This window comes from Breznakibacter xylanolyticus (genome assembly GCF_003254275.1).
GTDB lineage: Bacteria > Bacteroidota > Bacteroidia > Bacteroidales > Marinilabiliaceae > Breznakibacter > Breznakibacter xylanolyticus.
Genome location: NZ_QKZK01000003.1, coordinates 56580 through 81297 on the forward strand (window position 1 = coordinate 56580; position 24718 = coordinate 81297).

Genomic DNA, 24718 nt, shown 5'->3' on the forward strand with positions numbered 1-24718 from the left:
CCTCTTAAGAACTGACGCTGAGTTGCAGTGAGGTAAGATGAGTGCCGGTGAGGTGAAGAAAACTCAGTGGAACTCAGTGTTGACTCATCTTCCTCAGTGTAACCCTCGAAGAACTACCGCTGAGTTGCAGAGAGAAAAGATGAGAAACTAAATATCTTCACTTATTTCACCTGTTTTACAAGCCAGCTCATGATGTGACGACGAGTATTTTGCGACACCCAGTGCTCGTTCACGGGAGTGAGGTAAGCGGTTTTGGGGCAGGTGAGGGTGTTATAAACGATGTAACTGGTGGTAGGCGGGCAGACGTTGTCGTTGTATCCCCAGGTCATGTACACCGGCACCCGGATGTTACGGGCAAAATTCACCACATCGTAGTAGGCCAGGGTATTTAGTTTTTCGGGGGTGTCAATATTGCTGTAGTTGGTGAATAGGTGTGGGTAGCCACCGGCGCGGTTGGCCTTGTAACCCGCCATGTCGCTCAGTGCCGGATGTGCTACGGCGCAGGCCGTGATGCGCTGGTCGAGAGCCGTGGCCACCAAGGCCAGGGCTCCTCCCTGGCTGTTGCCCTGTGCCATCAGGTTTTTGCCGTCCCACTCGGGAAGGGTGGTGAGGTAGTCGATGGCACGCAGCAGGGATAGGTACACCTTTTTCAGGTAGTAGGTGTCGCGGTTGTCGATGCCATTGACCAGGTAGCTGTTGTTTGCAGTGCCAAAGGCAGCGCTGATCTCCTTGTAAGTGGCCTCGTCCAGGTCGGGGCGGATGCCGTGTATCTCCATGTCGAAGCGAATCAGACCATTGTCGGCATAGAAAATCTCCTTGAGAGGGTTCATGGGTTTGATGCCGGCTCCCGGAGGCGAAATCACCACCGGATATTTACCGGGTGCCTTAGGCTGTGTCAGGTAGCCATACACATACTGTCCTTTTTTGTAGGCCTGTAGCTTCACCAGATAACAATCTGTTTTGTCGGAGGAGTATTCGGGGACATAGGTACGGGTCACTTCCATGGGGCAGCGTGAAGCTTCGTCTTTGGCGTTTTCCCAATAGGTCATGAAGTCTTCGGGTTGTTGTGTGTAGGGCTTGAGTTTGTGGGGGGCAAAACCCACCTTGATGTGGTGTTTGTAAGTGTGGTCGTTGAGGGTGATTTGCATGGAGCAGTCGCGAAAGCCAGGCTCGGTCAGTGTGCCCATGGGGATCATGGCCGCACCGTTTTTGAGGCGCACGGTGCCCTGTTGGTCTGTCGGCATCAGTTCCGGCCCGCATTGGTAGGTAATGTCAGCATCGTTCACCACCATGCCGTGTTCGTAAACCGCTACGGTGATGCGCGCTTCCTGCTTCAGTGAGTATAGCCAGTCGGGACTGTCGGGCGTGGTCACCCACAGCACGTCGCTTTGATGGGGGTAGTTTTGAGCAATGGATGGCATCTGAATTGCCATTACAGCCAATAAGGTCAGGAGGTATTTGCGTGTGATTTTGGTTTTCATGCCGGCATGGTTTGATGAATTGATGCAAGATAAAGCATCAAAATTAAATCATGGTGGTTGATGTGCTGAGTGGTGGGCTGATTTTGAATAATTAACAGGTTCCGCAAAATTGTGTGGGTGGTCGTAGGGCTAGTTGGGTTACATTTTACGGAGGTTTTATTCTGATGTCGTTTAGGTGGTATAGGATTGATTGAGGTATTGCTTTTTTAACCAAAGTTCAAAAGCCGGATCAACAAATTCATACCTTTTATTATCTTCTTGAATGATGTCGGAATTGATGAGGATGGTTTTGTTTTTGCTCACGTTTCTAGGGGTACCAAGCGCGTGTTTTTGCATCACGGCGGCACTTGTGAGTTGAGTTTCTCCTTTTGCGATTGCTTTTAATAGATTTAATTGTGTGTGGCTAAGGTTTTCTGTTTCTTTTTGATAAAGTGTTGACTTTGGAGTTAATTAGCTCAGAGAGAGCGGCGTTTAATTCGTTTAATGAAGCTTGTTTGTCGGTGATATTCCAGACATAATGAGCGAGTTGCTGGACATACCATGAGTGGTTTTTCATTAACGTTGCTATCAATTGGGCTGTTTTTACATCAATCTCTTTTCCTGTATTCTTAAAGCCTTCGCAATTAAATTGCACCCATTTATTGGTTTCGATTTTTGAAAGAAGCATGATGTCTCCAAAGCGATAAAATGGTTTTGAGGGATTGTTGAAGATGTCGGTCATCATATGTCGCTTGCTGCCGTAGAGGCAATATGTTACAGATTTGTGGCGTTGCCAATAAGCTCTTTATTTCTTTTCAAAAATCTGATAGTCGTTAAGTGTGGTCAGTTTTTGAAATTCATCTAAGCATATGATAAATTGAATTCCTTTCGTATTCGCAATTGTCTCTGGGAGATTTAGTATTTCGTCGCTGTGGCGTTTCATCTCTTCCCAGTCGATGCTCAGGCTAAAGTCTGTTTGAGGATCAATTCCAATACTGAATTTTGGAATTAATTTATTAAATCACTCTTTGCCACTGGCAAGCCACTCTTCCCATTTCGTTGATGATGCCTTAATGACTTCACGAGCAAAGGTCTCTAAAAACTCTTCCTGACTACCGATTGAAAAGAGATCAATGATGACTTGTTTTGTATTTGGAAAATTGATGTCGTTGATGACTTTTTCGACTAACGATGATTTTCCCCATCGTCTGGGTGAGATGATGGTGGTGTTGATTCCGTTTAGTAAGTTGCTTCTTAGCTTTTCTGATTCTTCTTTTCGATCAGTAAACGAACGATCACTGACAGTTGTGCCGTATATAAGGGTGAATCTTTCATGTGCTGAAAATTTTTTTACTTAATTATTAGGATGAGAGGCGATGATATTTTTTTTATCATTCCTGCAATACAACTCTTTGTTGAGAATCTCTTAGGTTTCTTCTGCCTACTGGTCTACTGGTTCTTATCTTCTCTCTCTGCAACTCATGGTGATGATCGTTTTGTGGCATTATACCACATGGTATTATACCCAAAGGTATAAAACATATACTCCCTTGTTAAGTGTTTTTGAGATTGTCATTTTCTGTTGACGTTACCAATATGATTGTCTTAGTTTTCGTTGCCATTTTTGTTTATTCCCACTTCAGTTATTTCTCTTTATCTCCTCTTTTTTTTGCACCCATATTGAAATGCTTTAGATTTGTTGCGTGTAGGGTGCCACCATGGCACCAAAATTGTTATCCCGAACGTCAACCTCACAAATACGTTATCATGAAGCATCTGTTTTTGTTATGGAGTCTCTGCGCCCTGTCTATGGGTGTGATGGGACAAAAACAACCCGTCACGCTAATTTCATTGGGACAGCTCACGCCCAAGTCGGTGCCCGCCATTCAAAGCATGGCTGATGGCTTGCACTACACTCAACTGGGTGAAAATGGCCGCTCCATTGAGCAGTACGATTATGCAACCGGCAAAAAAGTTGCCGACCTGCTCGATCTCGATAAGGTTGAATTAAAGGACGTAGCTGTCATTGACGGCTACGAGGTTAACGATGCTGCAACACGCATTCTCATCTACACCAATAAAAAACCTTTGTACCGTCATTCGTTTGTGGCCGACTATTATGTGTACGACATGAATCGTCGTGAGCTCAAGCCTCTTTCGGAGGGGGGCGGACAACGCATGGCTTCCTTTTCGCCCGATGGCCATCATGTGGCCTTTGTCAAGAACAACAATCTGCACGTGGCCAAGTTGCGTTTCGGCACCGTGAGTGCCATCACCTCCGATGGCGCCCCGGGAGCGGTCATCAATGGCGTGCCCGACTGGGTGTACGAAGAGGAGTTTAAGCTCACTCAGGCCTATGCATGGTCGCCCGACAGTCGTGAAGTCGCGTTTGTGCGTTTCGATGAGTCGGCGGTCAATACATTTAATTTTCCCCTGTACCGAGGCTCTATGCCGGCCAACGAAGCCTATGGGCTCTATCCCGGGATGTATGAATACAAGTATCCAAAGGCCGGTCAGCCCAATGCCCGCGTGAGCGTTCGGGTGTTTAATCTCGATAACCGCACCACCAAGACCATGGACATCGGCAAGGACGACGATGTGTATGTGCCGCGCCTGATGTGGGCCGATGCTCAGCGGGTGGCGGTGGTGAAACTCAATCGTCTGCAAAACCAGCTCGACTTGTTGCTGTGTCATTCGGCAACCACCGTGTCGACTTCGTTATTGATGCATCGTAATGAGTTTTATATTGGTGATGATGTGCTCGATAATATTCAATTTTTGCCCGATGGCAATGGTTTCCTTTATGTGGGCGAGATGGATGGCTGGAATCACATTCATCATTATTCCATGGCCGGAACTGAACTCTCTCAATTGACCAAGGGTGAGTACGATGTGATGTCTTTGTTGGGGTACGATGCTGATAAAAAAATGGTCTATTATCAGGCCGCTGAGGAGTCGCCGCTGTGCCGCGATATTTATATGGTGAGCCTCAGTGGCAAGGTGAAAAAGAAAATCAGCCCGTTGAAAGGAACCAATGAGGCCGAAGTGTCTGTGGGGGGCAAATACCTGTTTGTGACCTCGCACAACGCCACCACACCGCCTCGTTACTCCATGTTGGATGCCGCCGGTAAAGTGCTGCGAACCATTGACGACAACAAGGATTTGTCCGCCAAAATGGCCGATTATGAGATCGCCTCAAAGGAGTACTTTACCTTCAATCAGACCGATGGCGTGGCCTTGAACGGTTGGCTCATGAAGCCTGCCGGGTTCGATGGCTCTAAAAAATATCCTGTGGTGCTGGTGCAATACAACGGCCCTAATTATCAGGAAGTGCTCGATGGTTTTAAACTGGGATGGGAACAGGCCCTGGTGACCGAAGGGTTCATCGTTGCCTGTGTGGATGGACGCGGCACCGGAGCGCGCGGCGAGGCGTTTCGTAAAAGTACCTACATGAAGTTGGGACAACTCGAGAGTGCCGACATGGTCGATGCTGCTGCTTATCTGTCGGGTTTGCCCTTTGTGGATGGCTCCCGCATCGGTATCTGGGGGTGGAGTTATGGAGGCTATGTGACGCTGATGAGCATGAGCCGTTCGGCTGCCTTCAAGGCCGGGGTGGCCATTGCACCGCTTACCGACTGGCGTTTTTACGACACTGCTTACACCGAGCGATACATGAGACGTCCTTCCGACAATGAGGCGGGTTATAACGCCGGTTCGCCGCTCTTGATGGCAGGCCGTCTCAAAGGACGACTGCTGTTGGTGCATGGTACGGCCGATGACAATGTCCATTTTCAAAACACCATGGAGTATGCTGATCGCCTGATTCAGACTGGTAAACAGTTCGATATGATGGTGTACCCCAATCAGAGCCATGCCATCAAAGGCGGATTTAGCCGGATGCATTTATATGTGAGGGTGATTGATTTCTTTAAACAAAATCTTTGATGATGATGCAATATAATAAACGAATGGGGCTGAAGTTTTGGTTGTTGCTTGGTGTTATTTTGATGTCGGCCATGGCTTTTTCACAAACCACGCCTATGGCTTCGCGCAAGCCTCTCACCGAAGACCAAAAGATTGAGGCATTGATTGCCGGTGTTGAAAAGGCCAACGGCATTCAGTTCTTTCGCAACGGAAGCTATCATGATGCCGCCACAGCCGCTTCGCATCTGCGTCTGAAGCGCAAAAAGGCCGGCAGTGCAGTCAAAACCGCTGCCGCTTTCATCGACAAACTGGCCACCAAATCATCCATGAGTGGCGAGGAGTATCGCATCCGTTATGCCAATGGCAAGGAAGTGAAGGCGCGCGATTATTTTTACGCGCAGCTCAATGCCATTGAGTCTAAATAGGATTTTTAAATCAATGTCGTTTAGTTAAGAAGTTGAACTGTTCAGTGAGGCTTTCTGGTCAGTCAAGGTGTTTGCCAATCACTGTTTGTACGATATATTAAAGCTACAAACGCAAGTAAAAGAATAGATCAACTACCATATGATTTCTTTTTTAACGCGAGCAATACTTTTTTTTAGAGGCCCCATAGGGGCCAAATATCGGTAGCATTTAGGGGATTCGTTTCCCTCTCGCCCCAATCGGGGCGAAAGATGGGGTGCTAACCTTCATCTACCGAGCTTTGGTGCCCCAATGCACCAAAAAAAGTTTGAAAGGTCAAGTTCGATATGATTTTGAGACATGAGAATTGGGAGGAATGATGGCAAATCACTAACTAAATGACTTTGATAGAGTATTATGTGTGGGCATGCAAATTAAAGGAAAGACAAGCGAGATATTTGTGTTGATATGACATAGGGGAGTGTTATTATAATTTCCCAGTAGGGGAAAAAGATCGGTGGTCATAAAATCGTTGATTAGGTCTTTTGCCCCGGATGGGGCAAGACAAAACGATATTCTCCTTCGTTTCTACTGTGCTTTCCTGCCTAACGGCAGGAGAATTTTAAAGCCTCATAAATTTCACGCTTCGTAAATTTTGTAATACACATTAGTTTTTTTGATCTTTAAATGCATTTTCAATTATTAATTCGCATTAACAACTAAAAATTTAGTGATGATGAACAGTGTAAAGTGGGTGTTGGGAATATGTGTGGGGATGGCTGTGATGCTGTCGTCGTGCAGCAAGGATTCGGATGGCAATATCATTGCCACCAAAATGAGTGCGACCATCGACGGATCTGGCTGGTCGACGATATCGCGGGTGACGGTGCTCACCAATGGGATTTTTACCATTACCGGGACGACTGCCTTAAGCGAATCGATGGTGATCACCATTCGGGGAGATGAAACGGGAACCTATGAATTGAGTGCCAATTTGAACGATCTTTCCGGGCAATGTCTTTGTGTTTATTCAACCTCGTTATTGCCAACGGCCGATGTGTTTACCAGTACCGAAGGGGTGGTGACGTTGACTGCCGTGGATACGTCGGCCAAAACCATTTCGGGAACTTTTTCCTTTACGGTGTATAACCTGACTAAAGGAACCAAGTCGATTGAAAACGGGGTGTTCAATAACCTTTCGTACACAGAACGGAGTGGTGAATGATTTATTTTAGATGGTAAATGATTGAAAGGCAGATGAACCAATGATGGCATCTGCCTTTTTTCTATCTTTTTTGAAGGCTGAATTTGGTGGTTCAAAAAAAAAGCTATCTTTGCATCGCATTTGAAACAAATCGCCCGGGTGGTGGAATTGGTAGACACGCTAGTTTCAGGGACTAGTGGCCGTACGGCTGTGTGAGTTCGAGTCTCGTCCCGGGTACAAGGTTTATAACCGCAAATTTCTTTGTGAAATTTGCGGTTTTTTTATTTGACGCTGTTTTATCGTGAATAATTCTTAATTGCTCAAACAAACCTTCTTTTTGTGTTGTTATACTGCCATTGTTACAAATATTAATTCAAAAAAAACATTCAACATGTCAGTATTAGTAGGAAAAAAAGCGCCGAGCTTCTCGGCCAAAGCAGTGGTTAATGGCGGTGAAATTGTTGAGAATTTCTCACTCGACCAGTATGTCGGAAAAAAATATGTCGTCTTCTTCTTCTATCCGGCCGACTTCACCTTTGTGTGCCCCACCGAAATCATCGCCTTTCAGGACAAGATTGCCGAGTTCGAAAAACGCAATGTGCAAGTAGTGGCAGCATCTACCGACTCGGAATTCTCGCACTGGAAATGGTTGCAAACCGAAAAGAAACAAGGCGGCATTGGTGGCGTGAAATTCCCATTGGTGGCCGACAGCAGCATGACCATCTCCGATAATTACGACGTGCTGGCCGGTTCGTACGATTACAACGACGATGGACAAATTGTGTTCAACGGCGAGCCCAAAGCTTACCGTGGCCTCTTTTTGATCGATAAGGACGGTGTTGTACGCCACCAAGTGGTGAACGACATGCCCCTGGGGCGTAGCGTTGAGGAGGTGTTGCGCATGATTGATGCCCTTCAGTTTTTTGAGGAGAACGGCGAAGTATGCCCCGCCGACTGGCACAAAGGCGACGCAGGTCTCAAAGCCACTCAGGAAGGCATTTCCGAATTCCTGTCAAAAAACTAATCGCCCTGTCGTAGTCCATTATTGTTTGGAGTTAGATAGTTGATTTAATCCCCGCCGGATGCTCATTGCAGTGTCCGGCTTTTTTTATGCATCGCGTTCACCCCTTCCCTTCATCCATCAACGGAGAATCGTGTTTGTTCTGTGCTTCAATTCGGGGTGGCAGTATGGCCTTTTTTTGCCGTTTCCCCTCTTTTCCTCTTGAACTTTTGCACTCCTCCACTCTTACACTTCTACACTTCTAAACTCCTCCACTCCTGCACTCTTCCACTCTTCCATTCCTCCACTCTTCCACTTTTACACTCTTCCACTCCTTCCACTCTTCCCTCACCCCAACTTCCGATTGTGCTCCCGAGGAATGGCAAACGTAAACGTGCTGCCCTTGCCCAGTTGCGATTGCACCTCGATGGTGCCCCCCAATAGTTTCACCAGAGCTTTGCAAATGGCCAGCCCCAGCCCGGTGCCACCATGGTGCGTGCGGTTTTTTTGGTCGGACTGCCGAAAGCGTTTAAATATCCTTTTCAATTGCGATTTGGGGATGCCAATGCCGGTGTCGCTCACAAAGAACTCAATCATCCCGTTGTTGTCACGATAGCCAAAGGCGATGCTGCCCGCTTCGGTGAATTTCATGGCATTGTTGAGCAGGTTGTTGAGTATTTGGCGCAGTCGCCCCGGGTCGGTAAATATTTGACAATCCTCATCGGGCAGCGTGTTGGTCATTTCCAGCGTGATTTCATCTTTGCCGGTGGCCCGATAGTAGGCATACAGTTCGTGCATCAGGCGGTTCAGGTGTGTCATCTCAGGGGTGATGGTCATCTGCCCGGCTTCAATCTTTGAGATGTCGATGATGTCATCAATGATGGTGAGCAGTTGCTGCGAGCAGTTGTTGATGATCGACACGTACTCGCGGGTGGCCTCTTTGTCGTCGTCGGTAAAGGCCAGCAGCGAGGCAAAGCCAATGATGCCATTCATGGGGGTGCGAATCTCGTGGCTCATGTTGGCCAGAAAGGCCGATTTGAGGCGATCGCTTTCCACGGCTTTCTTTTGAGCCGCTCGCAGTTGCTGGTTCATCTCGGCAATGTGGCGGTTGCTTTCGGCCAGTTGCGCGTTGAGTTGCTGTAGTTGCTGATTTTGTTTGAGCAGTGCCAGTTCCCGTTCTTTGAGGCTTTTTTCAATGTTTTTGCGAAAGGTGATGTCGCGCACCGTCACAATAATGGCCGGCTGGTGGTTCCAGATGGTGGCATGCATCGACACCTCGGCATCAAAGGTGGCGTGATCGACGGGCGAGCGCATGGGCCATTCGAGTATTTGCGGCATGCCTCCAATGGTTTCGGCGATGATTTGGTGCAGCAGTTCTGCGTCGATGTCGCGGGTGTAACCGATAAAGGGGAGGGAGAGTGCCATATCACGGTCGCTCAATTGAAACAAGCGAAGTACGCTATTGTTGATGCCCATGATGTTGCCCTTTTGGTCGATGATAAACACGGCATCCATCATGCTGTTGAGCAGGGTCACCAGGTTTTGCTCACGTTCCTGCAGATCGTTAATTTTTTTCTGGAGCTCGGGAAAATAGCTTTTCCGGCCCGACTGATCGCCCAGACCAATGATTTTATCCCGCAGTTCGTTCCAATTATTGTCGTTCATGGTTACATGGCCTCCCGATAAATGGTTTCGAGGTCTTGTTGGGTAGGTTGCCTCGGGTTGGTGATGTTGCACGGGTCGTTGATGGCTTTGGCGGCCAGCAGGGGCAGGTCGCTCAGGCTGACGCCGTACGTCCCCAGGGTGTGGCTGATGCCTGCATTTTGTTTAAAGGCAATGATGTGTTGCACAATGGCCGTCCGTTGTTTGGCCGTCGGCAGATGCGTGGTGTCGAGTCCCATCCAGGCGGCCACCTGTGCGATGCGTTGTGGTGCTGCCGATTGGTTGAAGCCGATGACATGGGGCAGCAGCATGGCGTTGCATTCGCCGTGAGGCAGGTCGAGGTAGCCCCCCAGACTGTGTGCCATGGCATGCACGCAGCCCAGGCTGGCGTTTGAGAAGGCCAGACCGGCATACAGACTGGCCATCATCACCTGCCCCCGGTACGCCAGGTTGTCGGGCTCGGCAATCGAAAGGTTCAGGTAGCCATGAATAAGTCGGATGGCTTCGGCGGCATTGAGGTCAGTCACCGGCGAGGCGGCGTTGGAGACGTAAGCTTCAATGGCATGCACCAGGGCATCAATGCCGGTGCAGGCCGTCAGGTAGGCATCCATGGTGGTGAGCGTGGCCGGGTCAATCAGCGCCAGGTCGGGAACCACGGCCTTGCTGATGATGGCAATTTTAACCCGCTCGATTTCGTTGTTGATGATGGCAAACTGCGACACGTCGGCTGCTGTGCCCCCCGTGGTGGGAATGCAGATGAGGGGCGGCATGGGCACGGTGATTTGATCGACCCCCTTGTAATTGAGAATGTGACCCCCGTTCGACACCACAATGCCAATACCCTTGGCGCAATCCATCACGCTGCCTCCGCCCACAGCAATGATGACGTTACATTGTTGTTGCCGAAACCATTCGGCACCGTTCATCACCTCCTGCGAGCGCGGGTTGGGACTGATGTCTTTGAAGATGGTCACGGGGATGCCTTCATTTTCGAGCGATTCGACCACCCGGTTGGCCCATCCGGCGGCCATCACCCCCGCATCGGTGGCCAGCAGCACCCTTTGTGCCCCCAAATTGCGGGCATAGCGGCCGGTCAGTTGCAGGGCATCTTTTCCAAAAATAAATTCGGGTGCCACAAATTTGCGAAGCGAGAGTTCTGGCGATTCTGTCATCTTACTATGTTTTGAGTGTCAATGTTTGCTGAGTTTCACAGCGTTTTCTTCACCTCATTTTAACTCATCTTATCTCATTGCAACTCAGCGTCAGTTCTTCGCGGGTTACACTGAGGAAGAAGAATTTAGACTGAGTACAACAGCATTTTCTTCACCTCATTTAACTCATCTTATCTCACTGCACCTCAGCGTCAGTTCTTTGTGGGTTACATTGAGGAAGATGCGTTAACACTGAGTTCCACAGCGTTTTCTTCACCTCATTTTAACTCATCTTATCTCATTGCAACTCAGCGTCAGTTCTTTGTGGATTACATTGAGGAAGATGCGTTAACGCTGTTTTATTTGACCACAGTTTTAAGTTTTTTCAAGCTCACATCATCAACTGAAAAAAACTCTGTGTCCCTGTGTTTTTTGAAAACCCTGATATTGATTTTCTAAAATTAAGGCACAATCGTATGGAATGGAAATTTTTTGTGGGGTTTATCATCGCACCATTTTCCTTGATGAAAGAATGTTTAAAGTCTGAAGAATGTTGTCAGTTTTTGACGCGCCGTCCTATTCAAGAGATCCGACGCCGGAAGTTTTTGACACAATGATCTCCTTTTTTAATGCGGTGGGGCATTTAAAAGATGCGACGTCGTCAGTTTTTTACAGGATGTTGACAGACGAGGGTAGGACGTTGTCTGTTTTTGATACGACGTCCTATCCTAAAGATGCAATTTTGTCAGTTTTGGGTAGGGCGTTGTCAGTTTTTGATGCAACGTCCTACCCAAAAGATGCAATTGTGTCAGTTTTTGACAGGATGTTGTCAGTCGTGGGTAGGACGTTGTCAGTTTTTGATGCGACATCCTACTCAAAAGATGCGACGCCGTCACTTTTTGATAGGACGTTGTGTGTTTTTGATGCAACGTTCCATCAAAAAGATGCGACCTCGTCAGTTTTTGGTGGGATGATGCATTTGTTTACATGCATTTATATCTCGCTCAACTCCAGCCAGCGCATCTCTTTCTCCTCGAGCTGTTCGATGATTTGTCCCACGCGCATCGATTGTTGGGTGAGTTCATCGCCCGTGAGGGTGCCCGATGAGAGGGCGGTTTCAAGGCTGTTTTTTTCTGCTTCCAGCGCAGCAATGTCGGCTTCGAGCTGCTCGAGTTCGCGTTTTTCTTTAAAGCTGAGTTTGCGGGTGGTGTCGGCTTTTTTCTCGGCCGGCTTGGCTTCGGTGGCTTTCTTGTCGGCGGGTTTTTCCTGGGCTTTGATTTTGTCCTGCTCCTTGCGGTAATCCTGAAACTCGGTGTAGTTGCCCGGAAAATCTTTCACCACGCCGTTGCCCTGAAACACAAACACGTGATCGACCACCTTATCCATAAAATAACGGTCGTGCGACACAATGATGAGGCATCCCTTAAAGGCACGCAGGTAGTCCTCGAGCACGTTGAGGGTAAAGATGTCCAGGTCGTTGGTGGGCTCATCCAGAATGAGGAAGTTGGGGTTGCGCATGAGCACCGTCATCAGATGCAGGCGTTTGCGTTCGCCCCCGCTGAGCTTGGCCACCTGCACGTAGTGCATCTCGTTGGGGAACATAAAGTAACGCAGAAACTGCGAGGCCGACATGGTTTGCCCGTCGCCCAGCGATATTTTTTCAGATATCTCGGAGATGACGTCAATCACGCGTTTGTCGTCGTCCACCACAATGCCTTGCTGGCGGTAGTAGCCAAATACCACCGTTTCGCCAATTTCGATGGTGCCGCTGTCGGGCTTGATTTGCCCCGAAATCATGTTCAGGAAGGTGGTTTTGCCGGTGCCGTTGTTGCCGATGATGCCCACCTTTTCGTTGCGGGCAAATTTGTAGGTAAAGTCCTTCATCATCACCAGGTCGTCGTAGGCTTTGCACACACCGTCCATCTCGAGGATTTTCGAGCCCAGTCGGGCGCCCTGTATGCCCAGCTCCATTTCGCGGCCGCCCACGCGTTGTGAGGCCACGTCTTTGAGCTCGTAAAAGGCGTTGATGCGGTATTTGGCTTTGGTGGCGCGCGCCTGGGGCATGCGGTTCATCCACTCCTGTTCCTTGCGCAACAGGTTGCGGGCTTTTTCTACCTCGGCGCTCTTCATGGCAATGCGTTCCTCGCGTTTCTCGAGGTAGTAGGGGTAGTTGCCCTGGTATTGATAAATGGTTTGATTGTCGAGTTCTAAGATGTGGTTGCACACCCGATCCAGGAAGTAACGGTCGTGGGTAATCATCAGCAGGGTCGATTTCGACTTGCCCAGGTATTGCTCCAGCCACTCAATCATGTCCAGGTCGAGGTGGTTGGTGGGCTCATCCAAAAGGATGAAGTCGGGCTCGGTGATGAGCACTTTGGCCAATGCCACGCGTTTGCGCTGCCCGCCCGAGAGTTCTGAAATCTGTTGGTCGAAGCGGGTGATTTTCAGTTGTGCCAATATCTGTTTGATGCGGCTCTCGTAATCCCACGCGTTGAGGTGATCTATGCGCGAGGTCAGGCGGCTCAGGGCATCCATGTCGTGATGGTGAAGCGCTTCTTCGTATTGCCGGATGGTTTGAATGGCTTCGCCTTCGGCAAAAAACAACTCCTGCATCACCGTGTTGTCGGGGCACAGCTCGGGATCCTGCGACAGATAGCCCACCCGGATGCCTTTGCGGAAGGTCACTTCGCCCTCCTGGGGTGGAAACTGGCCGGTGAGGATGTTGAAAAGGGTGGTTTTGCCGGCGCCGTTTTTGGCGATCAGCGCCACTTTTTGGCCTTCGCTCACGCCAAAGTTGATGTTGTCGAACAGGGCGAGGTCGCCGTAGTGGTAGGTCACGTTTTCGACCGACAGGTAATTGATCATTGCTCCATGATTGATGTGGCGCAAAAATAGGCAAAAAAAAGCTGTCTCCTTGCCCTGTTTGAAGGAGACAGCATGCGATTATTGACGAAGCAATTTGTGCGAGAGCGTGTGATGCGAGGTGAGCGATGGCGGGATGAGGAACGCATGGCTGGCCCTGACCGGGCAGATGTCGATGCCGCCGCGTCGCGTGTAGATGCACACCACCATGAGCTGCTCGGGATTGAAGGCCTCGTGAAGGCGCGTAAACAGCATCTCGCAAATCTCTTCGTGAAAATGGTTTTCGTTGCGCAACGACACGATGTATTGCAGAATCGACATGAAGTTGGGCGTTACATTGGCCTTGATGTGAATGTAGGCACTGCCCCAGTCGGGCTGGTGAGTGATTTTGCAGTTGCTGCGCAGCAAATGGGTGGCCAGACGCAATTCGCAGGGTCGGTCGTAGTCGGTGCGCAGCAGAGCCGGCGTGTCGGTGTAATGTGCGAAGTCCACCTGGTCGGCGCCATGCAACGTCTCCAGTATTTTGAATCCATGAAAGTCGAAGGGCAAATGGCCGGGCTGGGTGGTGAAGAGTTCCACACGCACGTCGTCGGTTTGCAACAACGTGGCCAGGTCGCGCTGCACGGTCAGTTTAAATTCCCTGATGCCATCCTCGGGCGTGTTGCCCAGTCGCTCCATGTTGAAGGAGTTGAGATATAGCTTGAGCGATTTACTCTCGACAATCACCGGGTTATTGGCCGGGTAAATGATTTTGAGCACGCCGGCCACCGGCAGGCCGCGTCGGGTCAAAAACCCGGCTTCCCAGGCGTGCCAAACGTCGTAGCCGGTAAAGGGCAGGTTTTTATCGTCAATGGCATATTGGGTGCGGTTGAGTTGTCGTGGCACTGCCACCAATACCTGTGGGGCGTAGGTGGCCGGGTATTCAACGTGTTTGCCCAGCAGGGTGGCTTCGATGGGGACGGTGGGGGTCATCGGGTGGTGTTTTTGTGAATGTTGGTCAAATTTATGAATTTTTTTGTAGAGACAGGGCATGCCCTGTCTCTACAAATCCAATAATCATACCCCTGCCCTGTTACCCCACAAATCAATGTGTAATCGAGGTGCGAACCGCCATCCGTTGATAACGGCCAATTGCACGGCTATGGGGGTGTTCACGGCCAGTTGGTCGCGGTTGCCGCCCAACGGCATTAGCAGGATATCTGATGGTTGCCATCCGGTCAGCTCATTCAAAAAATCGGTTTTTATTTCGTCCACTTCATCGGGGTGTGCCACCACGAATTTGAGTTGAAAATCATTGTCAAATACCCGGCAGTTATTCATCCATTGTTGAATGGCTTCGGTGTTTTTTCGTATTTCGGCATGGTAGGCAAACGTCCCTTTGTAGTCCATGTTCATTTTTTGGGCCGATGCCGGGGTGGGGGTGGCGTTTTGCAGTTTGGGCGAAAGACTCACCAGGTCAATTAGTGGCGCCAGTTCTTTGTCAAAAAGGGTGCCGTTGGTCTCCATGGTGATGTGCAGGTGCAGCTCTGTTTTGAGGATACGGCATAACTCGGTGAGGCTGCGCGACTGCAACATGGGTTCGCCGCCGGTGATCACCACGTGGCGCATGCTGCCGATGTTGTGCCTCACCGTATTCAGCACTTCATCAACGGTCATGCGGCGTGTCTGCCCGGTGTGAAACGACGCGTAAGCCGTATCGCACAGGCTTACCTCCCCGTTGGGCATCTGCCACATGCACCTCAGGTTGCAGCCCGCCAGGCGAATGAAGAGCGAGGGCACCCCGGCCAGCTTGCCTTCTCCCTGTATGGTGCCGGCATGGTGCCAGCCCGTGTTGGGGCACTGTTCCAGCAAGTCGCCCCGGTGGTTGCGCGTCACGGGAAACACGCCTTCCTGCACCAGTGTCAGATGGTGGGTGGTTTTGGGGGTAACGGTGGCCGGTTGGGCAAGTGGCTGATGCATGGGTGTGAATTGTGTGGTGTGATGATGTGTTTAATGTTGAGGTACAGAGGTGCTGAGTTTTCTTTTCCTCACTGGTTCTCATCTGCTCTCATTGCATCTCAGTGTCAGTTCTTCGTTGGTTTTGCTGAGGAAGATGAGTAACGCTGAGTGATCTGCTTTTTTTCATTTGAACGCAAGGCGTTACAAATAAACTCAGCGCCTTTTAGCCTCAGCGTTTAATCCTATTGCTATATAAATCTTTGAGTTATCTGCTTTGTTATTTAAACGCATGGTGCAATAAAATAACTCAGCGCCTTCGCGCCTCTGCGTTTATTCTTTACTCTGTGTTATAGATAACCGCATCAAAGCGAAGTATCCGTTACCCCCGCCTCAGCAAATGCCTTGGCACGGAGCAGGCAACTGTCGCAGGTGCCGCATGGTTTGTCTCCGCCCCGGTAGCACGACCAGGTGAGTGAGAAATCAACGCCAAGTTCAACGCCCAGCCGTATCTCATCGGCTTTGGTTTTGTAGATGAAGGGGGCATGAATGGTGATGGGGCGGTTGAGTTCGGCACCCATCACTGTGCCCTGGTTGATGGCCGTCTCCATGGCCTTGATGAACGACTCGCGGCAATCGACATAGCCTGAGTAGTCTACCTGACTCACCCCGATGAAGATGTCCTGCGCCCCGCGAGCTTCGGCCAGCGACGCAGCCACCGACAGAAACACCATGTTGCGCGCCGGCACGTATGTGGCCGGGATGTCGGTGCGATCTACATCGCCATCCTCTACCGGCATGGCGGCATCGGTAAGCGATGAGCTACCCCAGCTGCCCAACTGGAGCGATACCACGTGGTGCGAAGTCACGCCGGCCTTTTGGGCAATGGCTCGTGCCGATTGCAGTTCCCGGTTGTGCCGCTGACCATAATCGAACGACAGGGCATGCACTTCAAAGCCTTGCGATTTTGCCAAATACAACGCCACGGCCGAATCGAGGCCGCCTGATAACAATACGATTGCTTGTTTGGATGACATGGTGAATGAATCTCGTGAGTGAAACCATGCCTATAAATAAACCTAGTGTCGGCCAGCCGTACGTGACACCACTGCCGGACATGCCAACCAACGGTGCCTGGCGGTACCGTCTTCCCTAGTTTTGTTTATAGACAGGATGGTTTCGAACTGTCTGTTTGCGTGGCAAAGATAGTGCTTTATTGGATATATTGATGACCTCTGTTGGTGTTGCGATTGTGGCGTCTCCCCCAAAAAAACGTTTACCGATGGTTGAAAAAGGTGTATTTTTGGTGAAAAGTAGCAAAGTGACAGAGTAACAAAGTCGCAAAGCGATAAAGTAGAAAAGGAGTAAATATTTCGATCCGCTTTTTCCTGTTTAAAGTACGAAACAACCCAAGTCCCCTTCGGGAGATAAGGGGGCTTATAATTCATCTTATGAAACGATTGATTCTTATTCGCCACGCCAAAACCGAGGCACTGCAATATGGTTTTTCCGACATCGAACGTCAGTTAGAGCAGCGGGGCATTCGCGATGCCGGACAGATTGCCCAACATCTGTCCGACAAGGGCTATCGACCCGGGTTGATGGTGTGCAGCAATGCATCGCGCGCCTTGCAAACCTGTCACATCATGGCCGAAGTTGTTGGCTATCCCGTGTTCACCATTCACTCCGAAGGGTTTATTTATGATGGTTATACCACGGCCGATTTTCTCGATTTTTTGGGTCGACAGGATAACCATCACCACGAGATTTGGGTGGTGGGGCACAATCCCGACATTGCCATGCTGGCCACCAAACTCACCAACGATCATTTTGACCATTATCCCACATGTGCTGCCGCTGTAATTGAATTTGAGAGCGATCACTGGGGCGATGTGGCTGCCCGCAGTGGCAAGGTGGCCTATTTTGTGTTTCCACGTGAGTTGAAGTGAGTCTGCGCTCCAACAAATCCGCCCTGCTTGCCCGATAATTCTTTAATAATTTGTAATTTCGGCCGATTTTTAAAACGCTGAAACAGACAATTATTACAAGATATGGCAAAGGTTTTAACGTCCCGAAGCGAAAGTTATTCGCAATGGTACAACGATTTAGTGTTGAAGGCCGACCTGGCTGAAAATTCGGCTGTGCGGGGTTGCATGGTCATCAAACCCTATGGTTATGCCATTTGGGAGAAGATGCAGGCTGTGCTCGACCGCATGTTTAAAGATACCGGTCACGTCAACGCTTATTTCCCGCTTTTTATTCCCAAATCGTTTTTGAGCAAGGAGGCCGACCATGTGGAGGGTTTTGCCAAAGAATGTGCCGTGGTGACGCATTATCGTCTCATGAACAGCCCCGATGGTAAAGGTGTGGTGGTGGATCCCCAGGCCAAATTGGAGGAGGAGCTCATTGTGCGCCCCACTTCTGAAACCATCATTTGGAATACTTACAAGGGCTGGATTCAAAGCTATCGAGACCTGCCAATCTTGTGCAACCAGTGGGCCAACGTGGTGCGCTGGGAAATGCGTACGCGTTTGTTCTTGCGCACTGCCGAGTTCTTGTGGCAGGAGGGACACACGGCTCATGCCACTCAGGCTGAGGCCATGACCGAAGCCATGACCATGTTGAAGGTCTATGCCAAATTTGCCGAAGAGTATCTGGCTGTGCCGGTGGTGCAAGGCGTGAAAACGGCCAACGAGCGTTTTGCCGGAGCTGTTGAAACTTACACCATCGAGGCTTTGATGCAGGATGGCAAGGCGCTTCAGAGCGGTACCAGCCACTTCCTGGGGCAGAACTTTGCCAAGGCTTTTGACGTGACTTTCACCAATCAGGAGGGGAAAATTGACCACGTGTGGGCCACCTCGTGGGGCGTGTCAACGCGGTTGATGGGTGCCCTCATTATGGCTCACTCCGATGACAACGGTCTGGTGCTGCCTCCCAAATTGGCGCCCATTCAGGTGGTGATTGTGCCCATCTATAAAAGCATGGAAGAGCTCGATAAAATCTCTGTGGTGGCCAAAGAGTTGGTGGCTAAACTGAAGGCCAAAGGTTACGACGTGAAATTTGATGACAACGATAAAAAGAAACCCGGCTGGAAATTCGCTGAGTATGAATTGAAAGGCGTGCCCGTGCGTTTGGCCATTGGCCCGCGCGACCTGGAGAATGGCACTGTAGAGGTGGCTCGCCGCGATACCCTTACCAAAGAGGTGATGCAGCTCGATGGCATCGATGAGCGCATCGTGTCGCTGCTGGACGATATTCAGACCAACATCTATCAAAAAGCACTCGATTTTCGTGCTGCAAGCACCACCAAGGTCGATTCGTACGAAGAGTTTCAGAAGGTGCTCGACGAGAAAGGCGGTTTCGTGTTGGCGCATTGGGACGGCACCAGCGAAACTGAACAGCGCATCAAAGACGAAACCAAAGCCACCATTCGCTGTATCCCTCTCGATAATGAGCAGGAAGCCGGCGTGTGCATGGTAACCGGTCAGCCATCCACCCAACGCGTGGTATTTGCACGGGCGTATTGATTTTTATCATTCATAAAATGAAGGCACAGTCGATCGGCTGTGCCTTTTTTGTGCCCGTGTAGCTGATGTGAAACGGAGGGAATCACTATATTTGGTTAATAACCATGGTGATATTTCCGATAAAAGAGATGATTATTTGACTCAGAGTTACTACTATATAAATCTTTGAGTTATCTGCTTTGTTATTTAAAGGCTCTATGTCGAATCCTGTGGGTAAACAAAATATGAATGCACGAAATCAAACAAGGTAACTAAGCCGCCTTCGGAAAATGGCGTTAAAAAAATCATAGGCCTGAGCGTTAAAAAATATGCGCTGTTTGAGCTTGCGAGTTCGCAGATTTTAGCGAAGGCCTATGATTTTTAGCCATTTTACGTCAGCGGCGGCCTTTTTTGCTTACTTTTTGGGGCTGTAGCCAAAAAGTAAGAGCCCGCCCGGCTGGGGGCTCGAAAAAATGGTTAGTGTGAATTGATACTTATGATTACCCACACAAATCTGAATAGAGCCTATTTAAACGCAAGGCGTTACAAATTAACTCAGCGCCTTTAGCCTCAGCGTTTATTTTGACTCTGTGGCTGCTCCGTGCAACTCGGTGTAATATAATCCTGCTTCACAGAGTTCCTGAACCCTATCGCATTAGTATTTACATCTATATTGACGAACACCTTAAACTTTAAAAATATGCCAACCACACAAAACAACATATTGGCCATGCTTCAGCATAAGGCCGTGATGAAACAACATGTTTTTGATGTCACGCAATCAACTTTTAATGAACTCAAGAGCGTGCTGGCTGAAGTGGCCGAGACATATAATCAACTGCTCCACGACAGCGACCCGCGCGTTCGTCTCGAGTACCACGACCGGGGCGAATTTGTGGCCATGCTCAAAGTGGCCGGTGACATGCTGGTGTTTTACATGCATTCTAACACCTTTGAGTTTGATCGGGACCATAAAATATGGCAGCAGCCTGTGGTGCAGGAGGATGTGTTAAACACCTATTCGGGGCAGATCAATGTCTTTAATTTTCTTGACGATTCGTTTCGTTACAATCGTGAAGAAGATTTAGGCTATCTGGTGGCTCGTCTGTTTGTGAACCGCAACGGACATTATTTTGTTGAAGGCAAACGACAGCGTGGCATGGGCATCGCTCAATTTGGGAAGTCGGTGCTCGATCGTGCTGCTTTGCGAAAGGTGGTGGATGCTGCCATCAATTATGCCCTGCAGTTTGATTTGCTGGTGCAACCCTACGACGATGTGAAAATTATTTCGCTGGCTCAGGTGAACAATGAAATCATGAACTCTCGCGTGCGTACCGGTAAACGGCTTGGATTTCAGTATAATTCGGATGATGTGCGTTGATCGTTAGCGACTGTGTCTGAAGTTGTGCAATGTGTGCCTTTGCTGTTGATGATTGGTGGCTTGACAATGACCTGTCGTGGCTGCGGTTGGGATTTAACTTTTTAAAATAAAAACAACGATGAGAGAGTCTGTTTTATCTCGTTTCTTAAAATATGTCACCATCCACACTCAGAGTGACACTTCCAGTGGAACCACGCCCAGTTCTGACGGTCAAATGCATTTTGCCCGCCAACTGGCTGATGAATTGCAACAAATAGGACTTCACGACGTGTCAGTGGACAAGAATGGGTATGTGATGGCCACGTTGCCGGCCAATGGCGACACTGCCGCTCCGGTGATTGGGCTGATTGCTCACATGGACACAAGTCCCGACATGTCGGGCGAAGGGGTGAAACCCCAAATTGTGGAACGGTTCAACGGTCAACCCATTGTGCTCAATCCATCGAAACACATCGTGCTTGACCCATCCGAATTTCCTGAGTTGAACCGATATCTCGGTCAGGATTTGGTGGTGACCGATGGCAACACGTTGCTGGGGGCCGACGATAAGGCCGGCATTGCCGAGATTGTCACAGCCGCCGAGTACCTGTTGGCGCATCCCGAATTGAAGCATGGCAAGGTGCGTATCTGTTTCACGCCCGATGAGGAAATAGGGCAGGGTGCCGATCATTTTGATGTGGCGCGTTTTGGTGCCGACTTTGCCTACACCATCGACGGGGGCGAGATTGGGGAACTGGAGTTCGAGAATTTTCATGCCGCTTCGGCGCACATCACCGTCATTGGTCGTAACGTGCATCCGGGATATGCCAAAGGGAAGATGCGAAATGCCATTCATCTGGCGCGTAAGTTGGCCAACCATCTGCCCGCCGATGAAGTGCCTGAAGCTACCGATGGTTATGAGGGTTTTTTCCACTTAATCGCGTTTAATGGCACGGTCGAGAAGGCTGAAATCGAATACATTATCCGCGATTTTGATGAGGTGAAATTCAGTCATCGCAAGGAGATGATTCAGGCCATGGTAGATGATCTCAATCAGCAGTTTGGAGCAGGCACTGCGCTGTTGCAGATTAAAGATCAGTACGCCAATATGCGCACTAAGATAGAACCCGTGATGCATGTGGTGGATCGTGCCCGGGCGGCCATGGAAAAGGCTGGAGTGACGCCGTTGGTGCGCCCCATTCGTGGTGGTACCGATGGGGCACGTCTGTCGTTCATGGGGCTGCCCACGCCCAATATCTTTGCCGGGGGGCACTATTTCCATGGGCGTTTCGAGTTTGTTCCTGTTCAAAGCATGGAAAAAGCCGTGGAGGTGATCGTAAATCTGGTGCAGCAACCCTGATTAACGGGGCGTTTTCGTTAATATTTTATGATGGCCGGCCTTGGATGGGTTATATTTTTTCACATCCGGGGGTTGGCTATTGTTTTGTTTGGGTGGTGGTTAGATGTAGTGAAGACCCTCATGTATCTATATTTTTCCTCTGTTGTGTCTGTTTTAGGTGTTTGGTGATGAAGGATTGAATTTCTTTGTGATTGATTTTTTAAACACTTCTTCGCAATTTTTCAAGGAACCTTTTGTTAGTGTATTAAAAACACGGTATTTTGGTGCCATATTTCACGCACATCAAAACATCAAAGGAAAAAGTAATCATTCAAACACAAATTCAATCATTATGAATCAGAACAACAATCAGTTTGCCGTCGGAATGTCGGCATTCGGGGCTATCTTTTTCATCTTCGGGTTTGCCACCACGTTCATCATCACGTTGAGTGCGCCGGTGAAAGGGATTTTCGGCTTGTCGGAGACGGCGGCTCAGCTGCTTTCATCGGCATTTTTTATTGCTTATCCCATCATGTCCATCCCCACCGGGAAACTCATCAATGTGATTGGGTACAAAAAAACGGTCATCTCGGGCTTGGTGCTCATGGCCATCGGGAGCTTGCTGTTTTTACCGGCTGCCAAGTTGCCTTCGTTCCCCTTCTTTTTGTTGGCCACGTTTATTTTGGCCATCGGGGTGGTGTTTTTGCAGGTGTCGGCCAATCCATACGTCACTGCTTTGGGAGCCGAATCGTCTGCATCGAGCCGTTTGAACCTCACACAAGCTTTGAATTCTATTGCGACCATGATTGCCCCATGGCTCATTTCGGTGGCGGTGTTCAAAGGGTTGGATTTGGGGGCTGTGGATGCCGATGTGCTTAAAGCCAATCAGATGGAAGCTGCCAGCCGTGTGCCCATGCCCTTTATCATGATGGCGACCGTGGTGCTGGCTGTGGCAGTGATTTTATTCATCATCAAGCTACCGGCAATCACATCGGGTGCCAAAGCTGCTAAAAAGAGTGTATGGAAATACCCTCACGTGGTGCTGGGTGCCATTGGCATTTTCTGTTACGTGGGTGCCGAGGTGGGTAACGCCGGTTTGTTGGTGAATTACCTGAAAAAGTCAAGCGCCGATATTACCTCCGAAGTGGCATCGACCTATGCAGCCATCTATTGGGGGGGAGCCATGGTGGGGCGTTTCTTTGGTTCCATTATGTTCTCGGACATCAAGGACAAGATGCGCAAATACTCCCTCATTGCCGGGGTGTTGGTGTTGGGTTTCTTCGCCGGCTCGTTTGTGACCGATTGGAACTGGAACATCGGATTTATTTTTGTGGCCATTGCCTTTGTGAACTTCCTGATTATGCAATTCGGAACCGGTAAAGCTGCCCGCACGTTGGCCATCTTTGCCCTGGCTGCGGCTCTGCTCGATATCGTGACCTCGTTTACAACCGGCAACGTGGCGTTGTGGTCGGTGGTGTCCATCGGGTTGTTCAACTCCATTATGTTCCCCAATATCTTCTCGCTGGCTGTGAAAGATTTGGATGGTGAAGAGATGGCCTCGGCCTCTGGTATTATCAATGCGTTGATTATCGGTGGTGCCATCATCCCGCCTCTCATGGGGATGGTGGCTGATAAATTTGCCTATTCATTGGCATTTATCATTCCGGCGCTTTGTTACCTTTATATCTTCTTTTTTGCTGTTAAGGGAAGCAAGATTCGTACTGCTTAATTAAAACAAACACAAACATTCGTCGTTTGTATGAATGATTCGCCCATGGGCGGATGGAACACACAAACACAAAAAGAGATTTTACAGATGAAAAAGATTGCAATTGGAATTGACATCGGTGGCACCAACTCGGCCATTGGTGTGGTCGATGCAGATGGCAACGTGTTGGCAAAAGGTGGCATTAGCACGCCTTCGCACGGTGATGTGGATCGTTACGTGAAAGATTTGGCCGAAGCCGTTCGCGAGATGCTTAAATCGGTGATGCAGATTAATGCTAATTTCGAAGTGATTGGCATTGGCATTGGTGCGCCCAACGGGAACTATTACAGCGGTACCATTGAGTACGCTCCCAACCTCTCGTTTAAAGGGGTGGTGCATCTGGTGGAGCTTTTGAAAAAACAGTTCCCCGAGTATGCCCACATTGCTCTGACCAACGATGCAAACGCGGCTGCCATTGGTGAGATGATATACGGGGGTGCCAAAGGAATGAAAAACTTTGTGATGTACACCCTGGGTACCGGCGTGGGCAGCGGGGTCGTGGTGAATGGAGACCTGGTTTACGGTCACGATGGGTTTGCCGGCGAATGCGGGCACACCACCCTGATTCCCGACGGCCGTTTGTGCGGTTGCGGTGCCAAAGGTCACCTCGAAGCTTATTGCTCTGCCCCTGGCATGAAGCGAACAGCTTTTGAGTTGCTGGCCAAATACAACGCCATCGACAGTCAGTTGGCCTCCAAAACTTTCCAGAACATGGAGTCGAAAGATATCTATGATGCGGCCGTGAAAGGCGATAAAGTGGCGCTTGAAGTGTTTGAGCTCACCGGCAAATATCTGGGACAAGGCATTGCCGATACGGTTCACCACCTGAGCCCCGAGGCCATCTTCCTGTTTGGTGGCCCCACTGCTGCCGGGGACTTCATTTTTAAACCCACCATTGCCAGCATGGAGGCGCACTTGTTGCCCATCTTTAAAAACAAGGTGAAGGTATTGCCTTCGAAGCTGAGCGCAGGCGATGCTGCCATTGTCGGTGCCAGTGCTTTGGTGTGGAAAGAGCTGGATAAGTAATTGATTCTTCTTCTTCTTCTTCTCATTTAAAAAACGAACTGCCCCCGGGTGGTTCGTTTTTTTTTGATGCCTGTGGCATTGGTTGTGATTATCTGTAATGAGGTGTGCTTATGTGCTTG

Annotated in this window: 19 protein-coding genes and 1 tRNA gene; 11 read left to right on the forward strand and 9 right to left on the reverse strand. The window is 49.5% G+C overall.

The window, feature by feature from the left end; all coding sequences use genetic code 11:
* Positions 1–161: 161 nt before the first annotated feature.
* The 3 genes from LX69_RS02415 to LX69_RS17945 all read right to left on the reverse strand — a co-directional run bounded on the left by LX69_RS02415 (position 162) and on the right by LX69_RS17945 (position 2202).
* Positions 162–1481 (reverse strand): acetylxylan esterase, encoded by a 1320-nt coding sequence (locus LX69_RS02415; RefSeq protein WP_111444227.1) that lies wholly within the window; start codon positions 1479–1481, stop codon positions 162–164.
* Positions 1482–1652: 171 nt separating this feature from the next.
* Positions 1653–1820, reverse strand: coding sequence for a hypothetical protein (locus LX69_RS17940; protein ID WP_221621256.1), 168 nt, complete (start codon positions 1818–1820; stop codon positions 1653–1655).
* Between the two features lie 64 nt (positions 1821–1884).
* Complete coding sequence (locus LX69_RS17945; RefSeq protein WP_221621257.1) at positions 1885–2202, reverse strand: hypothetical protein; 318 nt, start codon at positions 2200–2202, stop codon at positions 1885–1887.
* A 1025-nt stretch (positions 2203–3227) separates the two neighbouring features.
* Here LX69_RS17945 and LX69_RS02425 point away from each other — a divergent pair.
* From LX69_RS02425 to LX69_RS02445, 5 genes are all read left to right on the forward strand, one after another.
* Entirely contained in the window at positions 3228–5405 is a 2178-nt protein-coding gene (locus LX69_RS02425; RefSeq protein ID WP_170124204.1) for a S9 family peptidase, read from the forward strand.
* Positions 5406–5407: 2 nt separating this feature from the next.
* Complete coding sequence (locus LX69_RS02430; protein WP_146260616.1) at positions 5408–5809, forward strand: DUF5329 family protein; 402 nt, start codon at positions 5408–5410, stop codon at positions 5807–5809.
* A gap of 710 nt (positions 5810–6519) precedes the next feature.
* Positions 6520–7011: a DUF6252 family protein gene (locus LX69_RS02435; RefSeq protein ID WP_146260617.1), complete on the forward strand. Its 492-nt coding sequence runs from the start codon at positions 6520–6522 to the stop codon at positions 7009–7011.
* 132 nt (positions 7012–7143) lie between these two features.
* Positions 7144–7227: transfer RNA gene (locus tag LX69_RS02440), tRNA-Leu, on the forward strand.
* Positions 7228–7381: 154 nt separating this feature from the next.
* Positions 7382–8014 (forward strand): peroxiredoxin, encoded by a 633-nt coding sequence (locus LX69_RS02445; RefSeq protein WP_111444231.1) that lies wholly within the window; start codon positions 7382–7384, stop codon positions 8012–8014.
* 324 nt (positions 8015–8338) lie between these two features.
* Here LX69_RS02445 and LX69_RS02450 read toward each other — a convergent pair whose 3' ends face one another.
* From LX69_RS02450 to queC, 6 genes are all read right to left on the reverse strand, one after another.
* Positions 8339–9655: a PAS domain-containing sensor histidine kinase gene (locus LX69_RS02450; RefSeq protein ID WP_111444232.1), complete on the reverse strand. Its 1317-nt coding sequence runs from the start codon at positions 9653–9655 to the stop codon at positions 8339–8341.
* Positions 9656–9657: 2 nt separating this feature from the next.
* A complete protein-coding gene (gene ercA / locus LX69_RS02455; protein ID WP_111444233.1) occupies positions 9658–10824 on the reverse strand; it encodes an alcohol dehydrogenase-like regulatory protein ErcA in 1167 nt (388 codons plus the stop codon).
* Positions 10825–11796: 972 nt separating this feature from the next.
* Positions 11797–13668 carry an ABC-F family ATP-binding cassette domain-containing protein gene (locus tag LX69_RS02465; protein ID WP_111444235.1) on the reverse strand — a complete coding sequence of 624 codons (1872 nt, stop codon included), beginning with the start codon at positions 13666–13668 and terminating at the stop codon, positions 11797–11799.
* 78 nt (positions 13669–13746) lie between these two features.
* Positions 13747–14637, reverse strand: coding sequence for an NADPH-dependent 7-cyano-7-deazaguanine reductase QueF (locus tag LX69_RS02470; protein WP_111444236.1), 891 nt, complete (start codon positions 14635–14637; stop codon positions 13747–13749).
* Positions 14638–14721: 84 nt separating this feature from the next.
* A complete protein-coding gene (locus LX69_RS02475; protein ID WP_111444237.1) occupies positions 14722–15624 on the reverse strand; it encodes a 7-carboxy-7-deazaguanine synthase QueE in 903 nt (300 codons plus the stop codon).
* A 341-nt stretch (positions 15625–15965) separates the two neighbouring features.
* A complete protein-coding gene (queC, locus tag LX69_RS02480; RefSeq protein WP_111444238.1) occupies positions 15966–16637 on the reverse strand; it encodes a 7-cyano-7-deazaguanine synthase QueC in 672 nt (223 codons plus the stop codon).
* A 414-nt stretch (positions 16638–17051) separates the two neighbouring features.
* Here queC and LX69_RS02485 point away from each other — a divergent pair, with 414 nt between their 5' ends.
* The 6 genes from LX69_RS02485 to LX69_RS02510 all read left to right on the forward strand — a co-directional run bounded on the left by LX69_RS02485 (position 17052) and on the right by LX69_RS02510 (position 24599).
* Positions 17052–17549 (forward strand): SixA phosphatase family protein, encoded by a 498-nt coding sequence (locus tag LX69_RS02485; RefSeq protein WP_111444239.1) that lies wholly within the window; start codon positions 17052–17054, stop codon positions 17547–17549.
* Positions 17550–17651: 102 nt separating this feature from the next.
* Entirely contained in the window at positions 17652–19127 is a 1476-nt protein-coding gene (proS, locus tag LX69_RS02490; RefSeq protein WP_111444240.1) for a proline--tRNA ligase, read from the forward strand.
* Between the two features lie 679 nt (positions 19128–19806).
* Positions 19807–20487 carry a hypothetical protein gene (locus LX69_RS02495; RefSeq protein WP_111444241.1) on the forward strand — a complete coding sequence of 227 codons (681 nt, stop codon included), beginning with the start codon at positions 19807–19809 and terminating at the stop codon, positions 20485–20487.
* A 118-nt stretch (positions 20488–20605) separates the two neighbouring features.
* A complete protein-coding gene (pepT, locus tag LX69_RS02500; RefSeq protein WP_111444242.1) occupies positions 20606–21826 on the forward strand; it encodes a peptidase T in 1221 nt (406 codons plus the stop codon).
* A gap of 331 nt (positions 21827–22157) precedes the next feature.
* On the forward strand, positions 22158–23534 hold the full coding sequence (locus tag LX69_RS02505) for an MFS transporter (protein ID WP_111444343.1): 1377 nt from the start codon (positions 22158–22160) through the stop codon (positions 23532–23534).
* An 87-nt stretch (positions 23535–23621) separates the two neighbouring features.
* Positions 23622–24599 carry an ROK family protein gene (locus LX69_RS02510; RefSeq protein WP_111444344.1) on the forward strand — a complete coding sequence of 326 codons (978 nt, stop codon included), beginning with the start codon at positions 23622–23624 and terminating at the stop codon, positions 24597–24599.
* Positions 24600–24718 lie beyond the last annotated feature (119 nt).